This window comes from Desulfovibrio sp. MES5 (genome assembly GCF_002237645.1).
Classification (GTDB): domain Bacteria; phylum Desulfobacterota; class Desulfovibrionia; order Desulfovibrionales; family Desulfovibrionaceae; genus Desulfovibrio.
Genome location: NZ_MJUZ01000023.1, coordinates 1 through 24,784, shown reverse-complemented (window position 1 = coordinate 24,784; position 24,784 = coordinate 1). Strand labels below are relative to the sequence as shown.

Genomic DNA, 24,784 nt, shown 5'->3' with positions numbered 1-24,784 from the left:
TGCGGAAGCACAAAACACCTGAAAAGCGGGCGATTTTGCCTTCAAAATAGCGCACAATGATATCTGTGCGGTGTATTGTATCCCTACAGAATTTATATTTTTTGAATATAAATGTGTTGCTACAAGTAGAAGTGCCAAAGTCCAACGAGGTGTGTTCGCTGGTGCTGACTCGCAGACATCGGGCTCTTTGTTCAAAAAAAGGCCCCCAATATGCCTGCCCGCCCTTGGGGTGGCAAAAACAGGCGGCAACATCGACTGCCGAGGCGTTGCCTGGGGGGCAACACCGTTTTGCCCTGCCCTGTGGAAATGATCATTAGTTTGCACTGAAATTATTGGATTAATTTTTATCACACCTCCGTCTTTATCCGTTTTTCTCCGTTTGCGGAGATGTTGACGGAGCGAACGCGGAGGGAAACAGATAGATTTCAAGCTGAAAGCGGTGCTAAACGGAAGCCCGCAATTCTTGACGGTGATGCTGACGCCGAAAACAACGATGAAAAGCGGAAATAGCTCTCAAGGCGTAGAAGATTACTGACAAAAACTTGCAAAGGGAAAAAGACTATTTCTTTTTGTACCTGATATTACGTCCACTTCCGACAGCAATGATCAATTGTTTTTTTTTGAGAGCCTTCAGTTCGTTGCCAGCCTTATCCTCCCCCCACTGAAAATGCTCTTGAATATCAGCGCGGGAGAACACTTTCCCACTGAGAAACAGCTTGTAAAGAGCTTGCTGATCTTCCGTTAAGTTACAAAGTAACGAATCATTGTTATTTAAATCACCATCAGATGAAGTTTTATCATCCGTTTCATCATCGTCAAGCGTTGTTACACACAATGGTGTATCAACGGGTACATTACCTTCAAGATAGTTCCAGTTACCATCCACTGGAAGATGGTAAATTCCGTATTTTTCATTCAACTTGGGTGGAAGTTTGCATTTGTCGAAATTCAATCGTACAACAATGTCCTCGCTGTTTTTGAGAGCATGTTTTACTGCTTCACTACTATTTTCGTCATCAATCAATGTTTTACGACCTTCAATGTGAATAATTGTCTGACTTTTGTCTCTTATATTCGAAGGTCCTTTAAAATCATCATTGTCCTTTGTGGCGTGATTTACAAAAATAACTGCAGCTCCTTCACGTTCAATCGAATAGAAAAAATCAAAAAGTTCATTTGTCCTTCCTTTCAAAGCCTTATCAGCAAGTGAAATAAGGTTGTCAATGGCGAGAACTTTAATGTTATCTTGCCTGATTCGTGCAAGAATTTTTTTTTGGTGCTCTGGATTTAATAAATCAAGTGAGCCGGTTTCACGCGCAAAATGACAAAATATATGCTTTTTAACAGACTCAAATAATGAGTGCTTATTCCGAGTAAGCTGTTTTAGGCGCTGTTTGAACTGATCATTTGTGAGTTCACCATCTAGTAGTAAAACATTACGAGGAATATTGCTGCCAGCGAAGAAAAATGCTTGGGTACCAGAAGCAATACCAAGAATGAATGTCAAAAGTATAAAACTTTTTCCAGTGTTACTTCCTCCCCACATAAACAATATAAAGTGCGGCTTGATGATTAAGTCTAATGAAGGATCTGTATCGATACTGATTTCAGGGGAATCCATTATCTCGTTTAGAGTGCTGATCGGCAGTGCTTCAGCTTTTTTTTGCGAAGGGCATTCTTTGGGAGCCGTCAAGCCGACTTCAGCGAGTAGATTTTCAAAATTAGGGACGGACAATGCCGTCTTAATAATCTTGTTAAGAAAAGAGGACGGGGCAATCTGTTCGCTCAGGTCAACTTTTTTATCAAGGAACTCATGCTTCCAAGGGGAGCCTGATCCGGCAGTCATCGCATCAGCAGGCATTCCAAGGGCCATGATGGGCCAAGGGTATATTTTTACATCGCTTGCGCCAGCATTACGTAGCATCGATGCAAAATCGATTGCGGCAGAGTAACCATCCCGCGAAAAGATGGGGAGCAGTATAACGTTACGGCCATAGAAACAGTGTGCATCAAAAGTTTTAGTATCGCCAGCGTAGCCGGAAACGATACAATCGCGTTCATTAAGACTGGCCTCGCGACATATTTTTCTAAGATGAAAAGCGACGTGCAAGGACATTGGAAAAATGACGGGCGCATCTGAAAATTTATCTATAGCCACTCTTGAAAATGGCCATGCCGTTGCAGGAGCGTAGCCAATCCCTAAAATTTTTTTCTTACGGCGCTCTATATTGACAAGAATACTAGATGCTATCAATAAGAAGTTTTGCTTATTTGTATTCGAATAATGGCAAAGTTTTTGTTCCACGCTTCCATCAAAACTATACAAATCATCAAAAAATGAAAGTATGTATATTTCTTCTCCAACCTGAATTTTTTCTGGAATGAAATCAAATAAGATAATTGGTTCTAGTTCATTTTCAATCCTATTCCTCACAGACGGGGAAGCATCGGATTCGGTGTCTCTTGTAGCAGGACCGACATCAAAGCAGTATTCAGGCTTTATTCCTAATAATTCTGAGACAATACACGCAGCCTGAACACGTCTTCTGTTTAGTTGTTCCGAAGCAAATTGAACAATATCGTCACCAGTAAACCTGTTTGGATTGGCGATGATACCTACATGCTTTTGCTGTGGATTGCCAAGTTCCTCTAAAAAATCTTCTCTTTCCCGGTGGGGCAGACATTGAAATAAAGCATTAGTAAGACCAATAAAAATTTCTGCTTTTTTATTGTCCTGCAAGCACTCTGGCATTTTCATCCGGTCATTTTTTGTGCGTATCTCTTGAACCTTTAATGATAATTTACTATCGACGGCGTATTTCATCTTTTTTCACCTATTTTTTTGTATAATATCAATATGTTCCCATGCCAGATTCATAATTACCTTTTCATATAAAAGCTCAGGCGGAAATTTTTCTCCATACTGCTTGGCAGCGAGCATGGGCAATTCATGCCCAAAGACTTGTCGAAAGTAATCATTTTGCAACCCACGCTGTTTGAAAAAATCGGCAAAGGTGTGCCTGAGCGAGTGAAATGTTTTACCAGAAGCCTCACCGAGAGTTGCGGTTACAATAGCTTTGAATTGCTTGCCAGGCTGTTTGCCAAACTTGACTGCGCCTTCGGATTTCTTCAGGTCAGGGAACAGTCTGACATGCTTTTTCTTTAAAATGTCAGCGTGATATTCAAGTAGGCCAATTTTTATCAAATCAGGGTGGATGGGGACAATCCTTCGTGCGTTTTTGTTCTTCAGCAGCTTGGGCCTGCCAAGTTCATCAAGTCCGTTGCTGTTGATATCAATGACCCAGATTCCCTTTGTTTGGCTTTCATAGATGTCGGCGCAGTGAAGCTGGGCAATCTCCTCGAGGCGCATGCCCGTGAAAAGGGCGATCATGGGAATCCAGTAATAAGAGGGGGATTTGAACTCTTTTCTCGCGAATTTGGGGTGCGCAAAAATTTTAGCGAGCTCGTCGTCAGAGAATGCTTGGCGCAATTCAATAGCTTGTCGGCTGTCTTTGATCTGAAGGTGGGTCGCGGGGTTGGCGGCCAGCATTCCTTCTCTAACATACCACGCAAGCATGCTGCCCACGGCTTCCACGAGGATATTAACTGTCGTGGTGCTCAAGGTGGTCTGGACATTGAGTTCAAGCAATTCTTGAATGCTTTTATTCTTGAATTCCTTCACTCGAGTGCGGTTGGGCGGAAGTTTTCGTAATGTTTCGCGAAAACGCCGCATGTCTGCGCGCGTAATCTCCTGAATTGGTTTGTCACCAATAATTGCCAAAAATTCGCTTAAACGTCCCCTGTGGTCAGTTACACTATGTTCCTGCCATTCTCTGTCCTGAAGCTTTTGGTTTATGTATCGCTCCATAGCTTCGGAATAGAGTGTCGAATCTTTAAGTTTTCCAATGTTTTTTTCTGGAGTTGATGAGATCGCATTGAACGTTTGTTCCAGCGAGCTATCAATTTCATAGGGCAACTTCCCATAATCGCGGCCCATGATTTCCTCTTCCATCAAGAAATCGCCCTGGGCCCGCGCAGCATCAATTCGATGCAGCGTGATTTGCATTTCGTTATATGCCTTGACTATCTGAAGGTAGTTTTTTGCAGAAAGTTCTTCTCGGCTGAAAGCCCTTGAGCGAAATAATTCTATGAGACATGCGGGAGCAATGTTTTCAAGTTGCTCTGGCGTCTTTATGCTTAAAAGTATTTCAGCTTGGGAGAGCCGCAGTTGGTCATACTGGATTTCAACATTCCGTATTGAGACATCTTTACGTTCTGAAAGATCAGCGTGATCCTGCTCCAGCAAGCGCTGGAGCAGGATATTCATGCGACGGCGTATTTCCTTGTAGTCCAGCATAAACCCCTCAAGAATCATATTGCCAATTTCTGCGGACAGCATGCGGGCGCGAAATCGCGCAATCCTCAGGTAGGACGTTTGCAGGCTCACGCGCAGCTCGGCCCGCCCAAGTGATTTTCGCAGGTTGGCGGGAAAGGCATATCGAAAATAGTAGATTTTTCTTTTGCAATAAAGATACGCAGGTGCTGACTTTTTGTCATCATCCTGGTTGCTGGCGACGGCAGGCACAAGGCTGGAAAGGGCAGGAAGAGGAAGGGGCATGGGGTTTTCTCCTGGCAACGGCAAAACGGGCTTGCGCCTAATTTTGTCGTGCCTTTGACCCCGCGCTTTGACCCCATAAGCTCCCAAGGGCGGGTTTTGGTCTGGTGCCTATGCTGGGCACAAGCCAAAAAAAAGAGTCGTTACAGGCTGTTGCTTGTAACGACTCTTAAAAGATGGTGCCGAAGGGGAGACTCGAACTCCCACTCCCTTGCGAGAACTAGACCCTGAACCTAGCGTGTCTACCAATTCCACCACTTCGGCGCGAAGATTGATTTACCCGAACGGGCAGTGCTTGGCAAGCTTTTTTTGCCCACCTGTCAAAAAAATTATGGTGTTGCAGATCCGTACACAAAGCCTGACGGGGATATCCTTCCACATATCACAGGCGGCACCTGTTCAGGGCAGGCATACCCAGCCCTGTGCACCCGGCCTGTACACCCGGGCCTGTCCGCAAGCGACAATGCTGTGGCAAACGTGCTCTGCCCTGTACACCCAGGCCTATGCACCCAGGCCTGTACACCTGTGTCTGTCCGCAAGCGACAACGCTGTAGCAAACGTGCTTTGCCCTTGTGTTCCGGGCATGTCAGTGTCGGTCGCTGCCGAGAGGCGGCATCACACTGATTCCGGCCAGTGGCAAGGCTCTGCCAACGTTGTCGTGCCGGCTCCGCTCTGCCCGCAAAATCAAGGCAGATCTTTCAAATGAAGGCAGACAGGAACACGCCGAGACAAACTGCGACTCGCAGGGCAGGCCGGGCAACGTTCAGGGGGCAAACAGGGCTAGGCGGGGCCAGGCGGGCCTGCCTGAACAGTCCGCCGTTTACGAACACTCCACGCCAGTGCATTTCATTGTGAAATAACTCTGGCGCTGGACCAGATCAGATTACTTTGAAAATGCTTCCTTTTTCAATTTGCCATGCTGCCCTAAAATGCGCTTTTCGGCAGAATCTACGCCACGTTGCGGCGCTCAGCCTCTCGTGCAACAGCAGAGCCGTTAACCTTTTCAAGGTTAACGGCTCTAAAAGAAAATAAGAGTTTTAGGGGATGGGGCGTGGAGGGAGGAACCCTTTTGCAAAAGGCTCCCTCCCTCACAAACTATTTCAAAGTCTCGCTCTACAGCTAGAAGGGCCAGACATTGTCCATAAGCCGCGTGAACCAGCCAGGCTTCTGCTTGTCGGCCAGTACGCCGCGGCCATAGTATTCGATGCTGGCATCGGCGATCTGGGTTGAAAGCACGCTGTTGTCCGCGCTCACGTCCTTGGTGCGGACCATGCCGCGCACCACCATATACTCTGTTTCTTCGTTGACGCGGATTTCACGCGCGCCTTCTATCTGCAGCAGACCGCCCGGCAGCACCCGAATGACGCGAGCCGCCAGAGAGGTGGTGACGTAGTTTTCACGCTTGGTCTTGCCCGTGGCCGAGAGGTCGCTGGCCGACGTCGAGGACAGGGCCGGAACGCCTATCTTGCTGGTGGGGCCTACCCCCAGAAAGGGAATAAACCCGTTTGAAGTCTGCCCGAAGAGCGCGCCCACCTGATAATCGTTTGCGCCGTTCTTTTTGGCCGTGGTTTCAGCCTTGTTCTGGGCCTTGGTGTTTTCCACCAGTTTGACCACAACAATGTCCCCTACCCTGCGGGCGCGGCTGTCGGAAAAAAGCGTATCCTGCTCACTGGCCGCAAAAAGCGAGCCGGGGTTATTTGCCGCGTTGGTCTCCTGCCTGTATTCCTGCGGGTCGACAACAGGCGGTTGCAAGGCCGGATGCTTGCGCGGCCCGCCGCCGCAGGCGGCGCACAGCGCAAAAACCAGCGCCAGAACGGGTATGACATGACGTGCCTGCATATGCTCCTCTCCTTCGTAACCGCGCCTTGCCGCCAGTGCGGCCGCAACGCCTAGTGTATCTCCACGGTATTGCCGTTTTTGACAATGCCGAAGACCTGTTTTTTGGTTTGCAAGTTCCGTAGCGGAATGGTCGCGCCGGGTTCGCCGTCGGCCAGAGCCTGCGCTTGCGTCGTGATGCGCAGGTTATTTCTGGAAAATATGAGTGTGACGACATCCCCGCGCTTGACCATAAGCTGATTGGCCAGATCGCTTTGCAGGATTGTGTCTCCGGCATTGATGGCGCGGGCCAGCTGCCAGGGGCCGCCGTGGCCGTCCCAGGGCAGGTCGCGCAATTGCCCGGCGTTGACGCGCATAAAGGTGACGCTTTGGGCTGTCAGGGCGTCCCCCTTGTTCATCGACTGTGCCGCCGTGGGCACGGTAAGCCACAAGGCCAGCGTGGCTGTGCCCGCCACCCGCCGCAAAACCGTGCCGTCCGCCTCCTGTACGGCAAAGCGCAAAGGCACGCGCCCAGGAGCCAGCTTGCCCGGCTCGAGCTGTACGCGCTGCTGGCTGTGGGCAAGAAAAATGTATTCCGGCAGACGAAAATCCGTAAGCTCGGCCTCTCCCGGCATGGCCGCCAACTGGGGAGTCAGGCTTTTGACGACATAGTTGCGCAAATCGTCTTCCCTGAAGACCAGACCGCCGCGCTGTATTACGAGAGAGGTGGGCAAAATGCACCGCCCGGCTACATCCTGCCCCAGAGCCTGACGTAAGGCCTGCGACAGGCGTGAGCGGTTGATTTGCAAGGGTTTGCCCTCTTCGGGCGGCGCTTCCCACAGGGGGGTGGCGCGCAAGGCGTCCCACTGCGCCTGATCCATCTGCCCGATGGGCACGGCTATATCGCCCAGCAGCACCATGCTGGTGCCGGTCACGGCAGCAGAGACGATCTTGAGCCGCCAGTCGCCCTGTCCCAGCATGTTCAGCTGCCCTTCCTGGGCCAGGGGCACAGCGTTGGCTGCCAGCTGAGAACCGGTCTTGGCCGCTCTGGCGTCCTGGGCTTCGGGGCTCAGGGGCATTTGCCCGGCGCGAACCTGTGGCTGCCGCAACTGGGTTTTCACCTGTGCGGGCGAACGCCTGTGATTGCGGTCATTATCCTGCCATACAGCCTGCGGCACGCCGCCCGCCGCCAGCACAGGCCCGGCCCGCCACAGGCAGGCCAGCGTCAGCGCCAGCAGAACAACGGACACGGCAAACCAGACCAGCCTGACGAGCCGCGCGTTGCGCCCTGCCCCGGCCACATCCGTTGCTGTGGATATATGTACCGCCAGTAATTTCATGATGCTGCTACCGCCTAACTGCGCTTGAGCTGTACCGCGATGCCAAGCATGGAGTCTGACGTCTGGATGGACTTGGAGTTGACCTCATAGGCGCGCTGGCCAACAATCATGTTGACCATTTCGTCCACCACTTCCACGTTGGACATTTCCAGAAATCCCTGCGCCAGTGTGCCGACATTGGCCGTGCCGGGCACGCCTTCCACCGCATCGGCCGAAGCCTGCGTGGGCGTGAAAAGGTTACGCCCGCGCGCGTCGAGACCGGCTGGGTTGATGAAGGTGTAGAGCGGAATTTCCGCTCCCGCGATTTCCTGCCCCTGGGCGTCAAGCGCGGCTATATGCCCGGACGAAGAAATGGAAATATTCTTGGTTTCCGCAGGCACGGCAAATTCCGGCTGCAAAATGTAGCCATTGGCCGTCACCACCGTGCCGTCCTGATTGAGCTTGAAGGAACCGGCGCGGGTGTACATGAGCTCGCCGTTCACATCCACCTGAAAAAAGCCGTCGCCTTCAATGGCCACGTCCAGCGTATTGCCGGTATTCTGAAAGTCGCCCTGGGTGAAAAACTTGTGCACGGCCGTGGGGCGCGTGCCCATGCCCACCTGGATGCCCACCGGCAAACGGTTGTCGCCCTCGGTTATGGACCCGGCCATGCGCATGGTCTGGTACATGAGGTCTTCAAATTCGGCGCGACTTTTCTTGAAGCCCGTCGTGTTGACGTTGGCCAGGTTGTTGGAAATGACGTCAATATTGAGTTGCTGTGCCACCATGCCGGTGGCTCCAGTCCAAAGGGAACGCATCATGGAAAACTCTCCTTGTTTCAGCCTTCGCTGTCAGCCCTGGAGCAGACTACCTTTGCGAATATGCATTCTCAAAGCATACGGCACGCCCGTTACGGCGATTGCCAGCGCGGATGAACCGCGTACACGCCTTCATGTCGAGCGTCTGCTCACGCAGCCGTAAGAGCCCTTTCAAATGAAAAAGCCTAACCCTGTCGGCGGCCCACTTTTTCCGTGGCCGCGCGGTCCAGCGTGTCCGAGGTCTGCATGACCTTCTGATACGCTTCAAACTGGCGCTGCACCTCAATCATGTTCACCATCTCGGGCACCACCTCGACGTTGGCGGCTTCTGTAAAGCCTTGTTCCAGGCGGCTTCCGTCAAGGTAGGCGTCGCCCTCAGCCACCTGTATGTTCTCGCGGGGGCGATACAGATTATTACCCATCTTCTCAAGATTCTGCGGATTATCCACATTGACCAGAGCGATTTGCCCCAGCACGTCGTTGTCGGCAATGACTTGGCCGTCGCCGCTTATCTGGATATGCCGCGTACCCTGCGGAATGGTGATGTTGCCGCCGCCCTGAGCCTGCACCGGATAGCCATGCGGCGTCATGATGGTGCCGTTTTCAGACAGCACAAAGGCGCCGTTGCGCGTCAAAAATTGTCCAGTTGGCGTGGCCACGCGAAAAAAGGCGTTTTCGCCGTTTATGGCCACGTCAAGAGGATTGCCCGAGTACTGCATGGAGCCCTGGGCAAAATCTATCTTTGACACCGCCAGCCGAACCCTTGAGGCATTGAGCGGCTCGGGAAACAGGGGGTCTGACTTGAGGTTCAGGAGCGGCTCGCGAATTTCGTCAAAGGCATAGCTGACCATGGTGTCCTTGAACGCCACGGTGTCGCGTTTGTAGCCGCGCGTGTTGGCATTCGCCAAATTATTGGCGATATAATTCATGCGGTGCTCGGTAGTAAGTGCGGCAAAAAGTCCGCTAAACATGCCAGCTTGCATGTGCTTCTCCTTGGTTGGCAGACGCGCTGAAGCGGGTGCGCGGCCATCTTTTCCCCGGGCCCGGTGGCCCGTGCCACGATCTTTGCAAAGTACGGGCCAAAAGCCCCCACAGGCCAAAGCGTTAAAGAAGGAGAAGACCTTGCACTTGCGACATGCAGCATGGATGCCTGCGTGAATTTCTGTAACACCGCGCGCCAAAAATATTTGTCCGCTAACATGCTTCGCCCGTTACGACGAAGGAAGTTACGAGCGAAGACAGCAACGATGCTTTGACCGCTACGCAGGTATTTGCAGGTATATTCTTATATGCAAAAGGCGCATCCTCGGTGCGTGACCGCGCAGCTAACTCGCGCTTACGCCTTCTGTGAGAACGCCACCCTGCGCAGTGTCCAGAGCAGGTGCGTCGTGACCTTGCTCAGGCCTTTGCCAATGGGGCGGGCGACAGACGACAAAAACAAAAGCCATATGTGCGGGAGCACACATATGGCTTTTGCATTACCCCGGGGATGGATGCCGGGCCTGGCGACACAGTTCGCGTGCGTCAGAAATGTATGGTTTGCTGTTGCCTGCAATGAAACCTTTTATTTAAGGTAGTCATCCAATCCAGGTAACTTTATGTAAAATCAATATTAACGGCCCTTGATGGTCAAAATAAGCATGGCGATGCCGCCAACAACAGCGCACCCCACAAGATACAGCAGCCCACCAAAGTAACTTCCAGTGATCGAAATGAGAAATCCGATCGCCAGGGGAGCAAGAGCGGAAAAGCCGTTACCCACGCCATTCATAACCCCAGCCGCTGTGGATATCCCCTCTCCGGGCACGATATCCTGCATCAGCGTCCACGCCGTAGGGCCACCCAGGCCGATAAAGCCGATGCCGATGGACAGAAAGATGGCAGAGGTCATATTGTCTTCAGCTGTTGCCCCAAAATACACGCCGAGGCCCACGCCAATCATGGCTACAAGAATAATTGGCGCTCTCCGCCCGAGCTTGTCGGCAAGGATGCCCGACAGAATTTTAGTCGCCACGCCTAATACCCAGGGCAACGATGAAAGCGCGCCCATGGCGGCCCACGAAAAACCGCGCGCTTCTTTAAGGTATGATGGCAGCCATGTCATTGAACCCCAAAGAACAGACGTATGAACCACATAGTATACAACGATAAGCCAGAACTGGTAATTGCCTACAAAGGATTTAAGCCCTTCTGTAAAAGTGGCTTTGCCCAGGGTCTGTTTGGCTTTTTCAGCGGCGAGTCCTTCTTCGATAATCCGCAGCTCAGCCTCATTGATGCGCTTGTTTTTCTGCGGCGTATCCGACGTGTGAAACCAGACAAGATATAACGGAATCAGCCCCATGGTCAGGAGGACAAAGAAACTTTCACGCCAGCCGGAGATATGAATGAGCCACGTAAAAAACGGCATGGCGATGGCCGGAGCGAGAGCCATGCCAGTCTGCCACACGGCATTGGCCTTGCCCCGTTCATAGGGAGGAAACCACTCCTTGATGAACTTGCTCTGCATGGGAAAGTGCATGCCCTCGCCAAGTCCAAGCATCACGCGCGATACCAGCATGGTGGTAAATACGCTGGCGAGCCCGCCAACAACGAGAGAAATACCCCAGATAACAATCGAAAGAGCCATGGCCTTGCGGGGTCCAAGAATATCGCCAAGGGGGCTCAAAATAACGTTGCCCACCCCATAGGCGGCCAAAAACAACGTCATCAAGAGGCCTTTTTGCACTGAATCCCCGGTAATGCCCATTGCTGCCAGAAATCCAGGATCAACTACCAGAATGGAGACATTAACACGGTCGATATAAGAGAAAAACACTACCGCAAGCAAAATGCCCGCGAGCAATTGCCTTTGATGCGTTGGTTTTTCCGCATTGGAAATATTTTCACCTGTTACTACTGACATGGTAAGAAACTCCTTTCCCGAAGCTTACGCATCGATGAACAGTAACCCTCATGCGACACACGCTTTATGGCTAAGGCATCACCGTCTTTGCTGACGTTACGCACCCGCTTTGTCATGACGTCGCTCTTGCCCCTCTGCCATCCCGGGAGCTTTTGCCGCCCCCGACAAAAGCTCCCGGCACGCTTGCATGTCGTGGCTAACCAAATGCAAGCGCCTCCTTCGGATGGCTACATATATTTTTTGGAACGAGTCACGGTAATGATATCGCACCGTTTAATGGTTTCAGGCGTCAGTTCCTGACCAATGCCGGGCTTGTCGGGCACGGCGTAACGGCCATTTACGGGCTGGTAGTCGTAGAGGCACGTTTCACGGCTTTCTATATTGAGTGCCCGCTGATGGTGCTCATGAATGATGAAGTTCGGTATGACCGCTTCGATCTGAAGAGCCGCGGCCTTGGATATGGGGCTGCCGCAAACATGTATCTGCACGGCGCAGTCGTAGGTATGCCCCATGTCGCAAATTTTCTTTGCTTCGGTCAGGCCGCCGCACAGGCATATGTCGGGCTGGATCACTTGCAGGGCGCGTTTTTCGAAGAAAGGACGGTAGCCGTAGCGCGTGTAAATACGTTCGCCGGAAGCAATGGGGATGTTCACATTATTCTTGATCTCCACCATTGATTCCACATTGAGGGGATGGCAGGGTTCTTCATAGTAGAAAATGCGCAGTTCTTCGAGAGCGCGGCCTATCTGGATGGCCGAAATCGTGTCCGTATTGGAATGGTTTTCAATAATAATATCCAAATCATCGCCGCCAGCCTTGCGCATTGCGGCAATACGGTCGTAAACGGTTTTGATGACCTTGTGTTCCAGAGGCCCGGTAATCTTCCAGGGGCCCTTGCCATCTGGCTGGTTGCTGAAAATCATTGGATCAACCTTGATGGAGTCATACCCCTCGGCCATGGCTACCCGCGTAACTTCAGCATATTCTTCTGGTTCGATAAGGCGCTGCTTGGAAAGATTGGTTCCCCAGTTGAACTGGAGCTGGCTGGCGTAGGTGCGCAGGTTGTCGTTGGTCTTGCCGCCCATGATCTGCCAGACAGGCAGGCCCAGGGCCTTGCCCTTGATGTCCCACAAAGCGATGTCAATGCCGCTCATGCCCGCATTGACCACAGTGCCGCCGCCCATGCCCCAGAATGTCGTACGGAAAATCATTTCCCATATTTTTTCTATCTGCATGGGATCTTCGCCAATGATGACCTCGGCAAAGTCCTGCACCATGCCGACGCCAGCACGCCACCCCTTACCATAGGCAAGCCCCACCTCGCCAAAACCGCTGATGCCTTCATCCGTATTGATGCGCACAATCACGGGGCGCCAGTCGCCTCGTGAGGCTCCGGCATTGCCACTGGGAACCTGCATAACATCTACACTGACAATCTTCATTGCGAGCACCTTTCTCACATACGTGAGCGTAACAAGTTAAAGATCGATTGACATAGCCCTATTATAAAGCTCTTCAAGACATCAAAGCCCGAGCTTATAATACCTTTCTTTCTCTAAACCTATAGATGGACGCCACTCCAACCATCAGACCTGCCGCAGCCGCCACAAAGACCATTCTATAGGCATCTTCGCCATAGCTGCCGCCAGCCGTCTTGCCGCAAAGGGCAAGAATCCAGCCAAGAACGTATTGAAAAAACGCGGCTCCAAAGGCCAGCAGCATGTTCAATGCGCCGATGGAGGTACCGGCAAAAGCCGGATGCGAAATTTCTTTGGCGCAAGCGAAGCAGGATACGAAAAAGCCGCCGGAAATACCGAAGTAAAGAAACAGGAGGTAGAGCACCCCGGTGGGCATGCTGCCGGTGAACAAAATGAAAGGGATATACGCCAACAGGTGCAATATACACCCATAGAGCAAAACGCGCCTGCGAGACCGCAAAATCTTATCGGAAAGATACCCGCTGAGAGGACAGCCAATGGTCATGCCAATGGGAAAAAACATGATGACCGCTGCCGAGGCCTGGCGCGACAACCCATAGACATCCTGCAGATACGGCCCGGCCCACAGCGCCCCAACCCCCATAAAGGTGCCGTAATACATAAATGAGAGCAGGCTGAGCAGACAAAAATTCCTGTTTGTCAGCAGCGCGCCCAGCGCTTCAAAAATCGTTGGATTTTCAGTTGACGCGCCTGCTTCTTCGGATACAGGCCTGAAACCCAGCTCACCAGGCGTATTGCGGATAAGAAGATAAGAAACGCCCCCCATGATCAGGGTATACCACCCCATCCCCGCGAAGGTATCGCGCCAGCCAAATTGCGCAATAAGCAGAACGAGCGGCGCAGTGGAAAGCAGAGCGCCCACATTGCCGACCGCAAGCAAGGCCCCGGAGCATGTGGCCAGTTCGTCTTTTTTGTACCAGTCAGAAAAAATTTTCATGGCAGCGATATAAACGGCGCTGACGCCAAGGCCGATGCAAAAACGCCCCACGCTCAACAGGGAAACACTGCCCGCTGACGCCAATAAGAGGGTTCCCCCGGCAGCAACACAAAGAAAAACAGCAATCGTTTTGCGCGCGCCAATGGCGTCTGTCAGCAGGCCGGAAGGTATGCACGCAATGGCATAGGCCCAAAAATACATGGAACCGACAATCCCCAAATCCGTGGAAGAAATTTTGAGATCTTCCATAAGAACAGGGCCGATTACAGCCGTGGATGACCTATGAAAATACGAGATCACGTAGCTTAGCGAAATAACAAAGAAGATTAGCGCCCGATAGCGGCGCCTGCCTGGCTCATCAATGGCTAATCTGGTATCATTAGCGATACTGGAATTCTGGCATTCCACGTTTGACAAAAAAAACACGCCCAACTACCCCTTCCCGTTATGGAATACTGGCATTCCATGACATCTAAAAAAAAGCGCCCTATCCATTTACAACCATAATTTCATGATGTGTGGGTAATACCCGCAGGTGTTCACGCATAAGTGTTCCGGCCTTTTCACTGTTCCGCTCGGTCACCGCCTTAAGGATTCCACGGTGCTGCGCTATGGCCAAGTCCAGTTGCGCTTTGTCGCGCAAGGTTTCGAGCCGCGTACTGCGCAACAGTTCGAGCAAAAAATCATTCACCTTCACAAGAACGTCATTGTGCGAGGCCCGCACCAGCGCCCCGTGAAACCTCAACGAGGCCTCGGCCACATTGTCTCCACGCGCGCATCGGGCTTCCATTTCAGCCAGGGCACCCTCAGCTTCCGCCAGGTCTTCATCCGTCCGGCGCAGGGCCGCCAAGGTGGCCGCCTGAACCTCGATGCTTTCCCGCACTTCCTGAATGTCGTTGATGCTGTTCTGCGCAGGAAGAACCATAAACCCTATGCAGTTGATGATGTGGTGCAGGTCGATATTTTTTACGCAAAAACCCTTGCCCCTGACGAAGCACACGACACCAAGAAATTCCAGAATCTTCAAAGCCTGCGTCACAGGCATGCGGCTCACATCAAAAAGCGCCGCCAATTCACGCTCGGAAGGAAGATACTCGCCTTCTTTCACGTAGCCATTAAGGATCCATAAGCGAATCTTTTCAAGAACCTGAATATACAAAACCCCGGAGTTCTGGTCCGAGAGCTTGTTCAGTTTTCTGCTTTCTTCAGGGATTGAAATCATTGCTTACCTTGTTGAGTTTTTCTTTTCACTAAGCCATGCGCGACAGTCCGTCAAGTGGAATTCCAGAATTCTGGAATTCAAATATTCGTATCATAATGTAATAAAAGATTTTTATTTTTGTTTATATCTTGAACAGCCCTTGCCAAAGGGATTCCCTCACCGGAAAATCCCTTTGGCAAAACCTGGCAACGTGCAAAGGCAATCAGCCAGACCGATGCCAAGGCTCCTATCAAATCCAAGTCACTGAGGCGTCCTTGCGCACGGGGCGCACCCTGGCCTTGAAAAGCGGATAGCCCATCATCTGCGCGGCGTAAGCCATTTCATCCGGCCCGATGCCGAGAAAGTCACGCACAGGTTGCGCCGCCGGGTGTTCAAGGGCCGTGCAGAGATAGCCGCCCCAGCAGCAGCCAATGCCCTGCGCTTGGGCCAGAAGTTCAAGATAGGTGGCGGCAATGGCGGAATCCGTCCGCCCCCACTGCCACTGGGGAGCGACCACCACGGCCAGATGCGGAGCCGTGCGGGTGATCACGTCAACACCTCTTTCCCATGCGCGCACAAGGCCGCTGGCGTGCATGCCTTCATTGAGGGCGGGGTCGATCTGCAGCAAGGTGCGCATCCAGTCCACCACCAATTCCGCCAGCTTCACTACCTGCTGGCGCGATTCAAGCACAATCCAGCGCAGGTTCTGGACATTTTTGGCTGTCGGGGCAAAACGGGCCGCCGCCAGCAGGCTCTCAAACTGCTCCCTGGGAATATTCTTGTTTTTAAAATTGCGCACAGACCTGCGGGACGCCACAAGCTCTTCAACCTGTTCCGCCGTGGGCATGTGCTCGGGGCGCAGGAGCTGACAGTCCTTGCGGTCAAGACCGGGTGCCGCGCAGGCCTGGGTGGGGCAAAAGGCCATACACTGGCCGCAGCCGATGCAGTAGACGGCCTTGTGCTTATCCATGCTGGGATACGCGCCCACCTCGGCGTCAATAATATGCACCGGGCAAACCTGGGCGCAGATGCCGTCCTTGCGGCACAGATCGTGATCAACAGTAAATACGTTCATGATATTCTCCTCTGGGCGAACGGCAGCGTTTGTCGTGCCCCGTGTAAGCAAAAGGCCTCCCGTATTCACAAGAGGCCTTAAAAAAACTGCGAACCAGGCATGCCAGAGCATGTAACTTTACAAAATCAATCTGGTCTAGATGCCAAGCTGGCTGAGCATATCGTCAATGGCGCTCTGCGACACGCCGTTGGTGTCGGGCCCTTGAAGACCATCGGCTTTCTTGCGGTGCTGGCGAAAATCCTCCACAGCTTTGCGAGCCTCGGTCTGCAGGGATTCCGTGTCCTTGTTCGGATCTTTTTCCGCCCCTTCCATGATGAGGCCCGAAGAAATATACAGCTCCACCACGGTGTTTTCGATCTTGTTCAGCGCCGACACCACCCGCTTGATGCGCTGCCCGGTGATGTCCTGAAAGCTCAGGGCCGTCAGCAGGCCGGTAAGGTCGTCGCCAAGCAGGGCATTGTTGCCTTCGAGCCGCGAAATCTGCCCCTGCGACGCCCTGCCCTCGCGCACAGCCGACAGGAGTTCTGCATTCTGCGCCTGCAAGTCAAGATGACGTTCCACAACTTCCATAATGGACATGGTGGCGCTTTCCGTGGCTTTGAGCACTTCGGCCAGCTGGGCGGTGGCTTCATGAAAAAGCGCGTCCGTGTCGGTATCGGTCAGAGGCTTGCTCTGCGAGGCGGTGGAAATCTGCTTATAGATATCCTTGAGCCCCTGCCGCATGTCCGCGCTCAACTGCCTGTACACGGCGGGTTCGGCCTTTTTGTCGCTCATGCGTGTACCTTTGCGCTTGGGGCGCTGTTGGGGAAAGGCAATAGAATGCCGCCGCGCCGGAGCACGGCACGGCGGCATGTGGAACTTACTTGTTGGTCTTGAGGAAGGTCTTGGCGCGGGCCGCTTCGGGCGAATTGGGATACTTTTTGATGAGTTCTTCCAGGCGAGCCTTGGAGGCCGCGCCCTGGTTGAGCTTGCTGAAGCTTATGCCCTGCTTGAGATAAGCGCCGGGCGCGCTGGAGGACTTGGGATAGTCCTTGATGACCTTGTCATAGGCAAGGGCCGCATCCGCGTACTGATTACGCTGAAAGTAGCACTCGGCCATGTAGAACTGCGCCTCGGGAGCCAGATTATGGCTCTTGTAGTTTTTCAGAAAATCCGCAAAGGAGCGCTGGGCCTCATCATACTTGCGGGCATTATAGGCATTGACGCCAGCGTCATAGAGCGCCAGCGAGATATCCTTTTGCGGAGCCTGCACCTGCGGCTGCGGCTGCGGCGAAGGCTGGCCCCAGGTACTGGCGGCAGGAGCCGCGGCGGGAGCCGCAGCGGCGGCTGTCTGGCCGCCGTAAGGCTGCACGCCTTCGGGCACGGCAGCGGCATACCCGGCGGAACCGGCGGCCACGGAACCGGCGGCGCCGGCCTGACCGTAGGCGGGCTGGCCATAGGTAGGCTGCCCGTAGCTGGGAGTCTGAAGCGCAGTCTGGGTTGAAGGCGCGACCTGGCCCGTGGGCGCGACAGGCGCGGCGGCGGAAGTGGCGGACGGCGCTTCGCCAAGGTTCAGGTTCAGCGCCATGCTGCGCTCAACCTGACGCAGGGCCTCGTCATGCCGGTTCACGCGGTCCACAAGGGCACGCGCGCCGCCAGCATTGTTAAGGTCATCCATCTGCCCTTTCATGGTGTTCAGTTCCTGCCGCAAAGCCTGAATCTGATTCCAGGCGTCAGCCTGCGAAGGCTGCATCTGACGCAGCTGCACATCGTGCTGCTGCACCTGCTGTTCAAGGCTGAGGCTGCCCCCGCTGGAGCTGCCGCCGGATACGCAGGCGCTCAGCGGCAGAGCAGCGCAAGCCAGCGTGACAAAGCACAATGTACGGAATGTGCGCATAATATCCTCTTTTTCAAATTTGCACTTTTCCCAGAGCTTTTTTACGCCCTGTGAAAATATAGATGATACCGCCGATAACCGGTAAAAAAACCACTAGCACGAGCCACAGCGCCCGTTGCTGCGGTGTAGGAAACTCATGCCCCCATATGTGGATAATGCTCCACAACGTGGGGATCATAGGAATCATCACCAGAGCCACATGCCACCAATGAAACATCATGCGGCATTACCTCCCTTGCCGGAGGCTTTTCCGGCGTTACGGCCCGTTTTGTCTCCGGCCCCTGAAGGCTGACGCCACATGGCGAGGCAGGCCAGGGCGGCCCCCACAAAGATGGCCGAGTCGGCCACGTTAAAGGCAGGCCAGTGCCAGTCGCCCCAATAGACATCCAGAAAGTCCACAACCGCCCGAAAGCGGACGCGGTCCACAAGGTTGCCCAGTGCCCCGCCCAGAACCAGCCCCAGTCCCGCGAACAGCCAGGGGTCTTCATGCGAGCTGCGAACCAGCATGAATATGGCCCATGCGGCCACTGCCGTTGCGACCAGAAACAGCCAGAACTGCCACTCGATATCGGAGCGGTTCAGAAAACCAAAGGCCGCCCCACGGTTGCGTATGTTCACAAGGTCAAACAGGCCCTGGATCACCGGAACAGATCTGTGCTCCGGGATGGTCTGCATGACAATATACTTGCTCAATTGATCAAGCGCCAGTGCCAGCAGGGCCATGCCCCCGAGAATACGGTAACGTCTGCGCATAATCCTCAGGATTCCATTGCCTTGATAACCCCCGTGCAACGCGGGCACAAGGCGGGATGTGCGGGATCGGTTCCAAGTTCGGTGCTGTATATCCAGCAGCGCTCGCATTTTTCGCCGCGCGCCTTCTCAACGCCGATGGCAAGACCCGCCACTTCTTCATCCTGATACGCCGCCTGGGGCGCGCGGTCCAGAGCTTCCATCTGCAGTTGCGACACAATGCACACGGCGCGCAGGTCGGTATGCAGGCCCTCAAGCCGCTGGCGCAGTTCGTCGGCCACAAAAAGGGTGACGCGCGTGTCCAGCGAATGCCCGATGATGCCTTCGCGCCGCATGGGCTCAATGGCCCTGGTCACAGCGCCGCGCACGGCCAGCAGCACGTTCCAGTCGTCGCGCGTGCCTTCGTCAAGAAGGTAGGGCGCAGCTTCCAGCGGCGGCAGGGCAAATACCGTGAGTTCCGGGCCGCGCAGGCTTTCGGGCAGATGGGCGAAGATTTCCTCGGCGGTGAAGGACAGCACCGGGGCCATGTCGCGCAGCAGCAGGCACAGGATGTGCCACAGGGCTGTCTGGGCCGAACGCCGCTCTTCGCTGGCCGGAGCCGAGGCGTAGAGGCGGTCTTTAAGAATATCCAGATACACGGACGAAAGGTCGGTGACGCAATAGTTGTGCAGGGTATGGTAAACCTTGTGGAAGTCAAAATCCATATAGGCCTGCTGCACACGCTCGTGCACGCGACCCGCCGCATCCAGGGCAAAGCGGTCAAGAGACTCCAGCTTGTCCAGCGGCAGCAGATCGTCGGCCGAAATGTCGTTCAGATTGCCGAGGATGAACCGGCAGGTATTGCGGATGCGGCGATAGGCGTCCACAAGGCGGCCAAGGATTTCGTCCGAAATGCGGATATCTTCGCGGTATTCCACCGAAGAAACCCACAGGCGCACGATTTCGGCCCCGAATTTTTCAATGAGTTCCTGCGGCGCGATGACATTGCCGATGGACTTGGACATCTTGCGCCCGTCGCCGTCCACCACGTAGCCGTGGGTAAGCACGGAGCGGTAGGGCGCGCAGCCGCGCGTGCCTTCGCTGACCAGCAGGGAGCTGTGGAACCATCCCCGGTGCTGGTCGGAACCTTCCATATACAGGTCAGCCGGAAAGCCCAGCTCGGGGCGCTTTTCCAGCACCGCGGCAAAGCTTGTGCCGGAGTCGAACCACACGTCCAGAATGTCGGTTTCGCGCTTCCAGTGGCTGCCGCCGCAATGCGGACAGGCGAGCTTTTCGGGCACGATGTCTTTCAGATCGGCTTCGTACCAGTAGTCGCAGCCCGTGGGGTGGCTGGCGAAGCGCGCGGCCATTTCATGCATCCAGTCGGGATCATTCCAGGCCTCGCCGCAGTCTTCGCACAGCAGGGCCATGATGGGCACGCCCCACTGACGCTGGCGCGAGATGCACCAGTCGGGGCGAAATTCCACCATATTATGGATACGTTCGCGGCCCCAGGCGGGAATCCAGCGCACCTGATCGTCAATGGCCTTGAGGGCGCGGCCGCGCAGGTCGTTCTTTTCCATGCTGATAAACCACTGGGTGGTCGCACGGAAGATGACAGGCTCCTTGCAGCGCCAGCAGTGCGGGTAGGAGTGCTTGATCTTGGCCTTTTGCAGCAATGCGCCAACTTCTTCAAGCTTTTCAATAACCTTTGGGTTGGCCTCAAAAACATTCAGGCCAGCGAAAAATTCCACGCTGGGCAAAAAGCGCCCCGCGTCGTCCATGGGCGAATAGACTTCAAGGCCATATTTGAGGCCCACTTCATAGTCTTCGCGGCCATGACCGGGCGCGGTATGCACGCAGCCCGTGCCCGCGTCCAGGGTCACATGCTGGCCCAGAATGACGAGGGACTCCCTGTCATAGAAGGGGTGCCGCGCCTTGAGGCCTTCAAATTTCACGCCGGGCGCGCGGTCAAGGATGGTGTAGTCGCTCCAGCCAAAGGTGCCGGCGCAGGTTTTCACCAGTTCTTCGGCGAGAATATACTGGCTGCCGGCGGCTTCCACCAGGGCGTAGGTGAATTCGGGGTGCAGGCAGATGCCCATGTTGTCCGGGAGGGTCCAGGGCGTTGTGGTCCAGATGACCACCTTCGCGCGGGAAGGATCGGCGGCGGCAAAGACCTTTTTGAGGCCTTCGTCGGGCAGGGCGAAAGGCACATAGATCGAGGGCGAGGTGTGGTCATAGTATTCCACCTCAGCCTCGGCCAGCGCCGTATGGCAGGAGCAGCACCAGTAAATGGGCTTTTTGGAGCGCACCACGCCGCCAGTGGCCACAAACTTGGCCAGTTCGTCAGCCGTGGCCGCCTCATACGCGGGCTTCATACTCATATAGGGGTCTTCCCAGTTGCCGAGCACGCCCAGGCGCTTGAATTCCTTGCGCTGCACGTCAATCCACTTGGAGGCGTATTCACGGCAGAGCTTGCGCACCACATGGGCCGGAAGTTCTTTTTTCTTTTCTTTGAGTTCCTGCTCCACCTTATGTTCGATGGGCAGGCCGTGGCAGTCCCAGCCGGGCACATAGCGCGACGTATAGCCCGCCATGTTGCGGGACTTGACGATAATGTCCTTGAGAATCTTGTTCAGCGCCGTGCCCATGTGAATGTGCCCGTTGGCGTAGGGCGGGCCGTCATGCAGGATGTAGGTTCCCTTGCTGCCCGAAGCTTCCACCATGGCGGCACAGGCATTAATGGATTCCCACTTCTTGAGGGTTTCCGGCTCGCGCTGGGCCAGATTGGCTTTCATAGGAAAGGCGGTTTGGGGCAAATTCAGCGTTTTTTTATAATCACTCATTGGGGCTCCCGGCACTGATGTCGCAAGAAAAAAATGTCATTAGCGGTGAGAAAAATCACTGTAGTTTGGGCAAAGAGACGCCTAAAGTCAAGGATTCGCAAGTACCTCGCGTTGCCTGACGCGCTGATGCGGCAAACAAAAACAATTTCGGCAAAAAGATCTTCCGCCCCGGCTGCTTGCCTACTCCTGCCCGGGCTGGTAAGCTGCATTTCCTTCAGCTTGCGGCGGCTTGTGGACGCCCAAGGGCTTGCCGAAACCGCAACGGTGTTTATCTGCCTGACAAGAGGTAACTATGTGTCTTGCCATTCCCGCCCGTATTGAAGAACTTTTTGGTGAAGGTATGGCCCGCGTTCGCGTGGGTGAAAGCCAGACTTTTTTGAACGCTTCTGTCATGCTTTTGCCCGAAGAGCCCAATATCGGCGACTACGTTATTGTGCACGCGGGCTTTGCCCTGCACACGCTGAGCCCCACTGAAGCGGAAGAAAGCCTGTCTGCCCTGCGCGAACTGGCCCAAGCTCTGGAAGACGGCCCGCCGCAATTTTAGCAGTCCGGCTTTTGGGCCGCGCCTGATTGGCGACGCCTGACTATGATCAACTACGCCTGACGACACCTGAGCAACGCCTCGGGAATTGGCGTGATTTTTTGACCACCCTGCGGCGCAGGGCGCATCAGTTCAGCCTGCCGCGCTCGCAAAACTGTTCATCATACCTACATAAAATCCCTCTGGCTCAGCCAGAGGGATTTTTTATTGCAATTACACTGATACATACGATATTAATAAACAGCCCAGACTACGATGCTTTCAATGTTCACGTCCTCGTTTTTTCGTTTATGTCGCTCCACGCAACAATTATTGCAGACATCAAAAAATCGGCGTCAGAAAACGGTCATGAAAGGAAGCACTGCATTGGATATCCCACGCATATTCACCATTACTGAAAGCGCCCACCGCATTCATAACCCCTACACGGCTGAAAAGCTTGCCATGTTGGGCGCGGCCTTACGCCTCAAAGCGGGAACCCGCATACTGGACCTTGGCAGCGGGTCCGGCGAAATGCTGTGCACGTGGGCGCGTGATTACGGAATTACCGGCATCGGCGTCGATATGAGCCAGCTGTTTTCCCAACAGGCCAAGCAGCGCGCCGTTGAACTTGGCGTTGCCGACAAGGTCACGTTCATCCACAACGATGCCGCAGGCTATATCGCGGACGTAAAGGTTGATGTAGCGGCCTGCATAGGGGCCACCTGGATCGGCGGCGGGGTCGACGGCACCATTGAGCTTCTCGAAAAGAGCCTTTGCGCCGGGGGTATTATTCTTGTCGGCGAGCCATACTGGCTGCAGTTGCCGCCAACGGAAGAAGTGGCCAGGGGATGCCTCGCCAGCTCCATTGACGACTTCCGCACGCTCCCCGAACTTGTCGCCCATTTCCAAGACCTCAACTACGACGTTGTGGAGATGGTGCTGGCTGATCTGGAAGGATGGGACAGGTACGAGGCGGCCAAGTGGCTGACCATGCGCCGCTGGCTCGAAGCCAACCCGGACGATGATTTTGCAAAGGAAGTTCGGGACCAGCTGACGACTGAGCCCCTGCGCTACGTTACCTACAGCCGTGAATACCTCGGGTGGGGCGTGTTTGCACTGATGGCGCGGTAGCAAGGTTCCAGAGCTGTTTTATTTTGAAATACTTTGCTAGAGGCTTTTTGCAAAAAGGGCATATTCCCCATTCCCCCTTAAAACTCTTGGTGTAATTTAAGAACACCGAATTTTCCTATCTGAGGCAAGGGTCCAAGACCGCATCAGAAAGACATCACGCAATCTTAATAGCTGTCTGAGCCAGCATGCGAGAGGCTTATACATGCGACTGGCACATCAAGCGCCCGGGGCCACATGTCAAAGCCACCTTTCGTAGGGTTTGTGGCAAACCACCCTGCGTAAACCTCTGCTTGGCGCGATTAAAAAAATTTCCCGGAACATCCTGCAATCAGTCCAAACAACGGGCCAGCCAGATGGTATGGCCGCCACAGTTTTGATCTTCAACTACATGTCGCATCAGCGCAAAGCCGTGGGAAGGCAGAAGGCCAGCATACTCATCTGCGTCCAGGCTGGCGTGGTACAACTCCTCGCCTTGAAACGTCCCGATGGCCTCCCCGCCACCCGGGCCAGAGGTAAACATGAGTGCGGCTCCGGGTGCAGCATGACGCTGGAATACAGCGAACATACCACGCTGCCCATCTGGGGGAAGGTGAAAAAAACTGTCCCAGGCCATAATGCCCGTGAACTTTTTGCCCAACTGACAATGCTGCATGTCACCAAGCAACCACGCCTGATCTGGGAACCGCGCTTTACACAGGGCCAACAGCGGAGCTGAGACGTCAACGCCCGTTACCTTGTGCCCCTTGGCAATGCAGTAGGCAGCCAGCGGCTCGCCCGAACCGCAGCCCAAATCAAGAATATCGCTGGCAGGACCTGCTGTGGCAAGAAACATATCCAGCCACGGCTGTTCGGCAAGATTTTTCCCGCGCGATTTATCAAAATACTCCGCATGGCGCTCATAGAGTGAAGGGATGTTTTGCCATGACGGATGAACCTTGTCTAAATTCATGTGTGCCTCGTTGATACGACCTATAACGCGCCATGCTTTGTCGAATACAAGCCGTATCATTGGCCAGGAACATCAGCAATATGGGTCAAAGCAGTAACAGACGGCAATAGGTATGAGGAAAGAAAGCGAATGATGAGGCAATGCCCTGCCGCAGAACGACAAAAAGCCCTCCGCGCTTGAGCAGCGAAGGGCTTTTGAAAAGATGTTGGCAGCGGTCTACTTTGCCTCAGCCGTTAGCGCTATAAGCGCTTTGCGGATGAGGCCAGCAGCGATCCCACATGACGTTGCCTTAGCCGTAGGCGAGGTTGGAGCCGTGCTGCGTGAAACGTGCCCAGAAAGGGCATTCCCCTTGGCCGTTCTTGCGGCTTAGGGGAACAGACAGCAGCGCTACGGATAAGGACGGCAGAGCGGAGAAACGGCTTTGGCGTAAAATAACAAAGCTCCCCGCGCAGGATGCAGCGGGGAGCTTTAAAAGATGTTGGCAGCGGTCTACTTTCCCACATGACGTTATGCAGTATCATCGACGATGGAGAGCTTAACTTCCAAGTT

At 54.1% G+C, this 24,784-nt stretch carries 19 protein-coding genes and 1 tRNA gene; 2 read left to right on the top strand and 18 right to left on the bottom strand.

Going from position 1 to position 24,784, the window contains the following annotated elements; translation table 11 throughout:
* Positions 1–559 precede the first annotated feature (559 nt).
* From BCS36_RS07950 to ileS, 17 genes are all read right to left on the bottom strand, one after another.
* A complete protein-coding gene (locus BCS36_RS07950) occupies positions 560–2,824 on the bottom strand; it encodes an AAA family ATPase (RefSeq protein WP_291302371.1) in 2,265 nt (754 codons plus the stop codon).
* 6 nt (positions 2,825–2,830) lie between these two features.
* A complete protein-coding gene (locus tag BCS36_RS07945) occupies positions 2,831–4,618 on the bottom strand; it encodes a DUF6538 domain-containing protein (protein ID WP_291302370.1) in 1,788 nt (595 codons plus the stop codon).
* A 174-nt stretch (positions 4,619–4,792) separates the two neighbouring features.
* A tRNA-Leu gene (locus BCS36_RS07940) sits at positions 4,793–4,879 on the bottom strand.
* Positions 4,880–5,734: 855 nt separating this feature from the next.
* Positions 5,735–6,454: a flagellar basal body L-ring protein FlgH gene (locus BCS36_RS07935; RefSeq protein WP_291302369.1), complete on the bottom strand. Its 720-nt coding sequence runs from the start codon at positions 6,452–6,454 to the stop codon at positions 5,735–5,737.
* 50 nt (positions 6,455–6,504) lie between these two features.
* Positions 6,505–7,770 (bottom strand): flagellar basal body P-ring formation chaperone FlgA, encoded by a 1,266-nt coding sequence (gene flgA / locus BCS36_RS07930; protein ID WP_291302368.1) that lies wholly within the window; start codon positions 7,768–7,770, stop codon positions 6,505–6,507.
* A 14-nt stretch (positions 7,771–7,784) separates the two neighbouring features.
* A complete protein-coding gene (gene flgG / locus BCS36_RS07925; protein WP_179980687.1) occupies positions 7,785–8,570 on the bottom strand; it encodes a flagellar basal-body rod protein FlgG in 786 nt (261 codons plus the stop codon).
* 182 nt (positions 8,571–8,752) lie between these two features.
* The gene (locus BCS36_RS07920) at positions 8,753–9,550 is read right to left on the bottom strand and encodes a flagellar hook-basal body protein (RefSeq protein WP_291302367.1); all 798 of its coding nucleotides are present in this window, start codon (positions 9,548–9,550) and stop codon (positions 8,753–8,755) included.
* A 629-nt stretch (positions 9,551–10,179) separates the two neighbouring features.
* Positions 10,180–11,469: an MFS transporter gene (locus BCS36_RS07915; RefSeq protein WP_291302366.1), complete on the bottom strand. Its 1,290-nt coding sequence runs from the start codon at positions 11,467–11,469 to the stop codon at positions 10,180–10,182.
* Positions 11,470–11,696: 227 nt separating this feature from the next.
* Positions 11,697–12,911 carry a mandelate racemase/muconate lactonizing enzyme family protein gene (locus BCS36_RS07910; RefSeq protein ID WP_291302365.1) on the bottom strand — a complete coding sequence of 405 codons (1,215 nt, stop codon included), beginning with the start codon at positions 12,909–12,911 and terminating at the stop codon, positions 11,697–11,699.
* A gap of 94 nt (positions 12,912–13,005) precedes the next feature.
* Positions 13,006–14,205 carry an MFS transporter gene (locus tag BCS36_RS07905; protein ID WP_291302364.1) on the bottom strand — a complete coding sequence of 400 codons (1,200 nt, stop codon included), beginning with the start codon at positions 14,203–14,205 and terminating at the stop codon, positions 13,006–13,008.
* A gap of 187 nt (positions 14,206–14,392) precedes the next feature.
* The gene (locus BCS36_RS07900) at positions 14,393–15,127 is read right to left on the bottom strand and encodes a FadR/GntR family transcriptional regulator (protein WP_291302363.1); all 735 of its coding nucleotides are present in this window, start codon (positions 15,125–15,127) and stop codon (positions 14,393–14,395) included.
* A 229-nt stretch (positions 15,128–15,356) separates the two neighbouring features.
* Positions 15,357–16,181, bottom strand: coding sequence for a nitroreductase family protein (locus BCS36_RS07895; protein WP_291302362.1), 825 nt, complete (start codon positions 16,179–16,181; stop codon positions 15,357–15,359).
* Positions 16,182–16,316: 135 nt separating this feature from the next.
* Positions 16,317–16,955 carry a protein phosphatase CheZ gene (locus BCS36_RS07890; protein ID WP_291302361.1) on the bottom strand — a complete coding sequence of 213 codons (639 nt, stop codon included), beginning with the start codon at positions 16,953–16,955 and terminating at the stop codon, positions 16,317–16,319.
* Positions 16,956–17,040: 85 nt separating this feature from the next.
* Complete coding sequence (gene ybgF / locus BCS36_RS07885; protein ID WP_291302360.1) at positions 17,041–18,057, bottom strand: tol-pal system protein YbgF; 1,017 nt, start codon at positions 18,055–18,057, stop codon at positions 17,041–17,043.
* 13 nt (positions 18,058–18,070) lie between these two features.
* Positions 18,071–18,277 (bottom strand): PLDc N-terminal domain-containing protein, encoded by a 207-nt coding sequence (locus BCS36_RS07880; RefSeq protein WP_291302359.1) that lies wholly within the window; start codon positions 18,275–18,277, stop codon positions 18,071–18,073.
* Entirely contained in the window at positions 18,274–18,813 is a 540-nt protein-coding gene (gene lspA / locus BCS36_RS07875; protein WP_291302384.1) for a signal peptidase II, read from the bottom strand. Before lspA ends, BCS36_RS07880 begins: the two co-directional genes overlap by 4 nt.
* Positions 18,814–18,815: 2 nt before the next feature.
* Positions 18,816–21,632, bottom strand: a complete 2,817-nt coding sequence (gene ileS, locus BCS36_RS07870; RefSeq protein ID WP_291302358.1) for an isoleucine--tRNA ligase — start codon at positions 21,630–21,632, stop codon at positions 18,816–18,818.
* Positions 21,633–21,924: 292 nt separating this feature from the next.
* Here ileS and BCS36_RS07865 point away from each other — a divergent pair, with 292 nt between their 5' ends.
* Together BCS36_RS07865 and BCS36_RS07860 are read left to right on the top strand one after the other, a co-directional pair.
* The gene (locus BCS36_RS07865) at positions 21,925–22,176 is read left to right on the top strand and encodes a HypC/HybG/HupF family hydrogenase formation chaperone (protein ID WP_291302357.1); all 252 of its coding nucleotides are present in this window, start codon (positions 21,925–21,927) and stop codon (positions 22,174–22,176) included.
* A gap of 363 nt (positions 22,177–22,539) precedes the next feature.
* On the top strand, positions 22,540–23,286 hold the full coding sequence (locus BCS36_RS07860; protein ID WP_291302383.1) for a cyclopropane-fatty-acyl-phospholipid synthase family protein: 747 nt from the start codon (positions 22,540–22,542) through the stop codon (positions 23,284–23,286).
* Positions 23,287–23,614: 328 nt separating this feature from the next.
* Here BCS36_RS07860 and BCS36_RS07855 read toward each other — a convergent pair whose 3' ends face one another.
* Positions 23,615–24,295 carry a class I SAM-dependent methyltransferase gene (locus BCS36_RS07855; protein ID WP_291302356.1) on the bottom strand — a complete coding sequence of 227 codons (681 nt, stop codon included), beginning with the start codon at positions 24,293–24,295 and terminating at the stop codon, positions 23,615–23,617.
* Positions 24,296–24,784 lie beyond the last annotated feature (489 nt).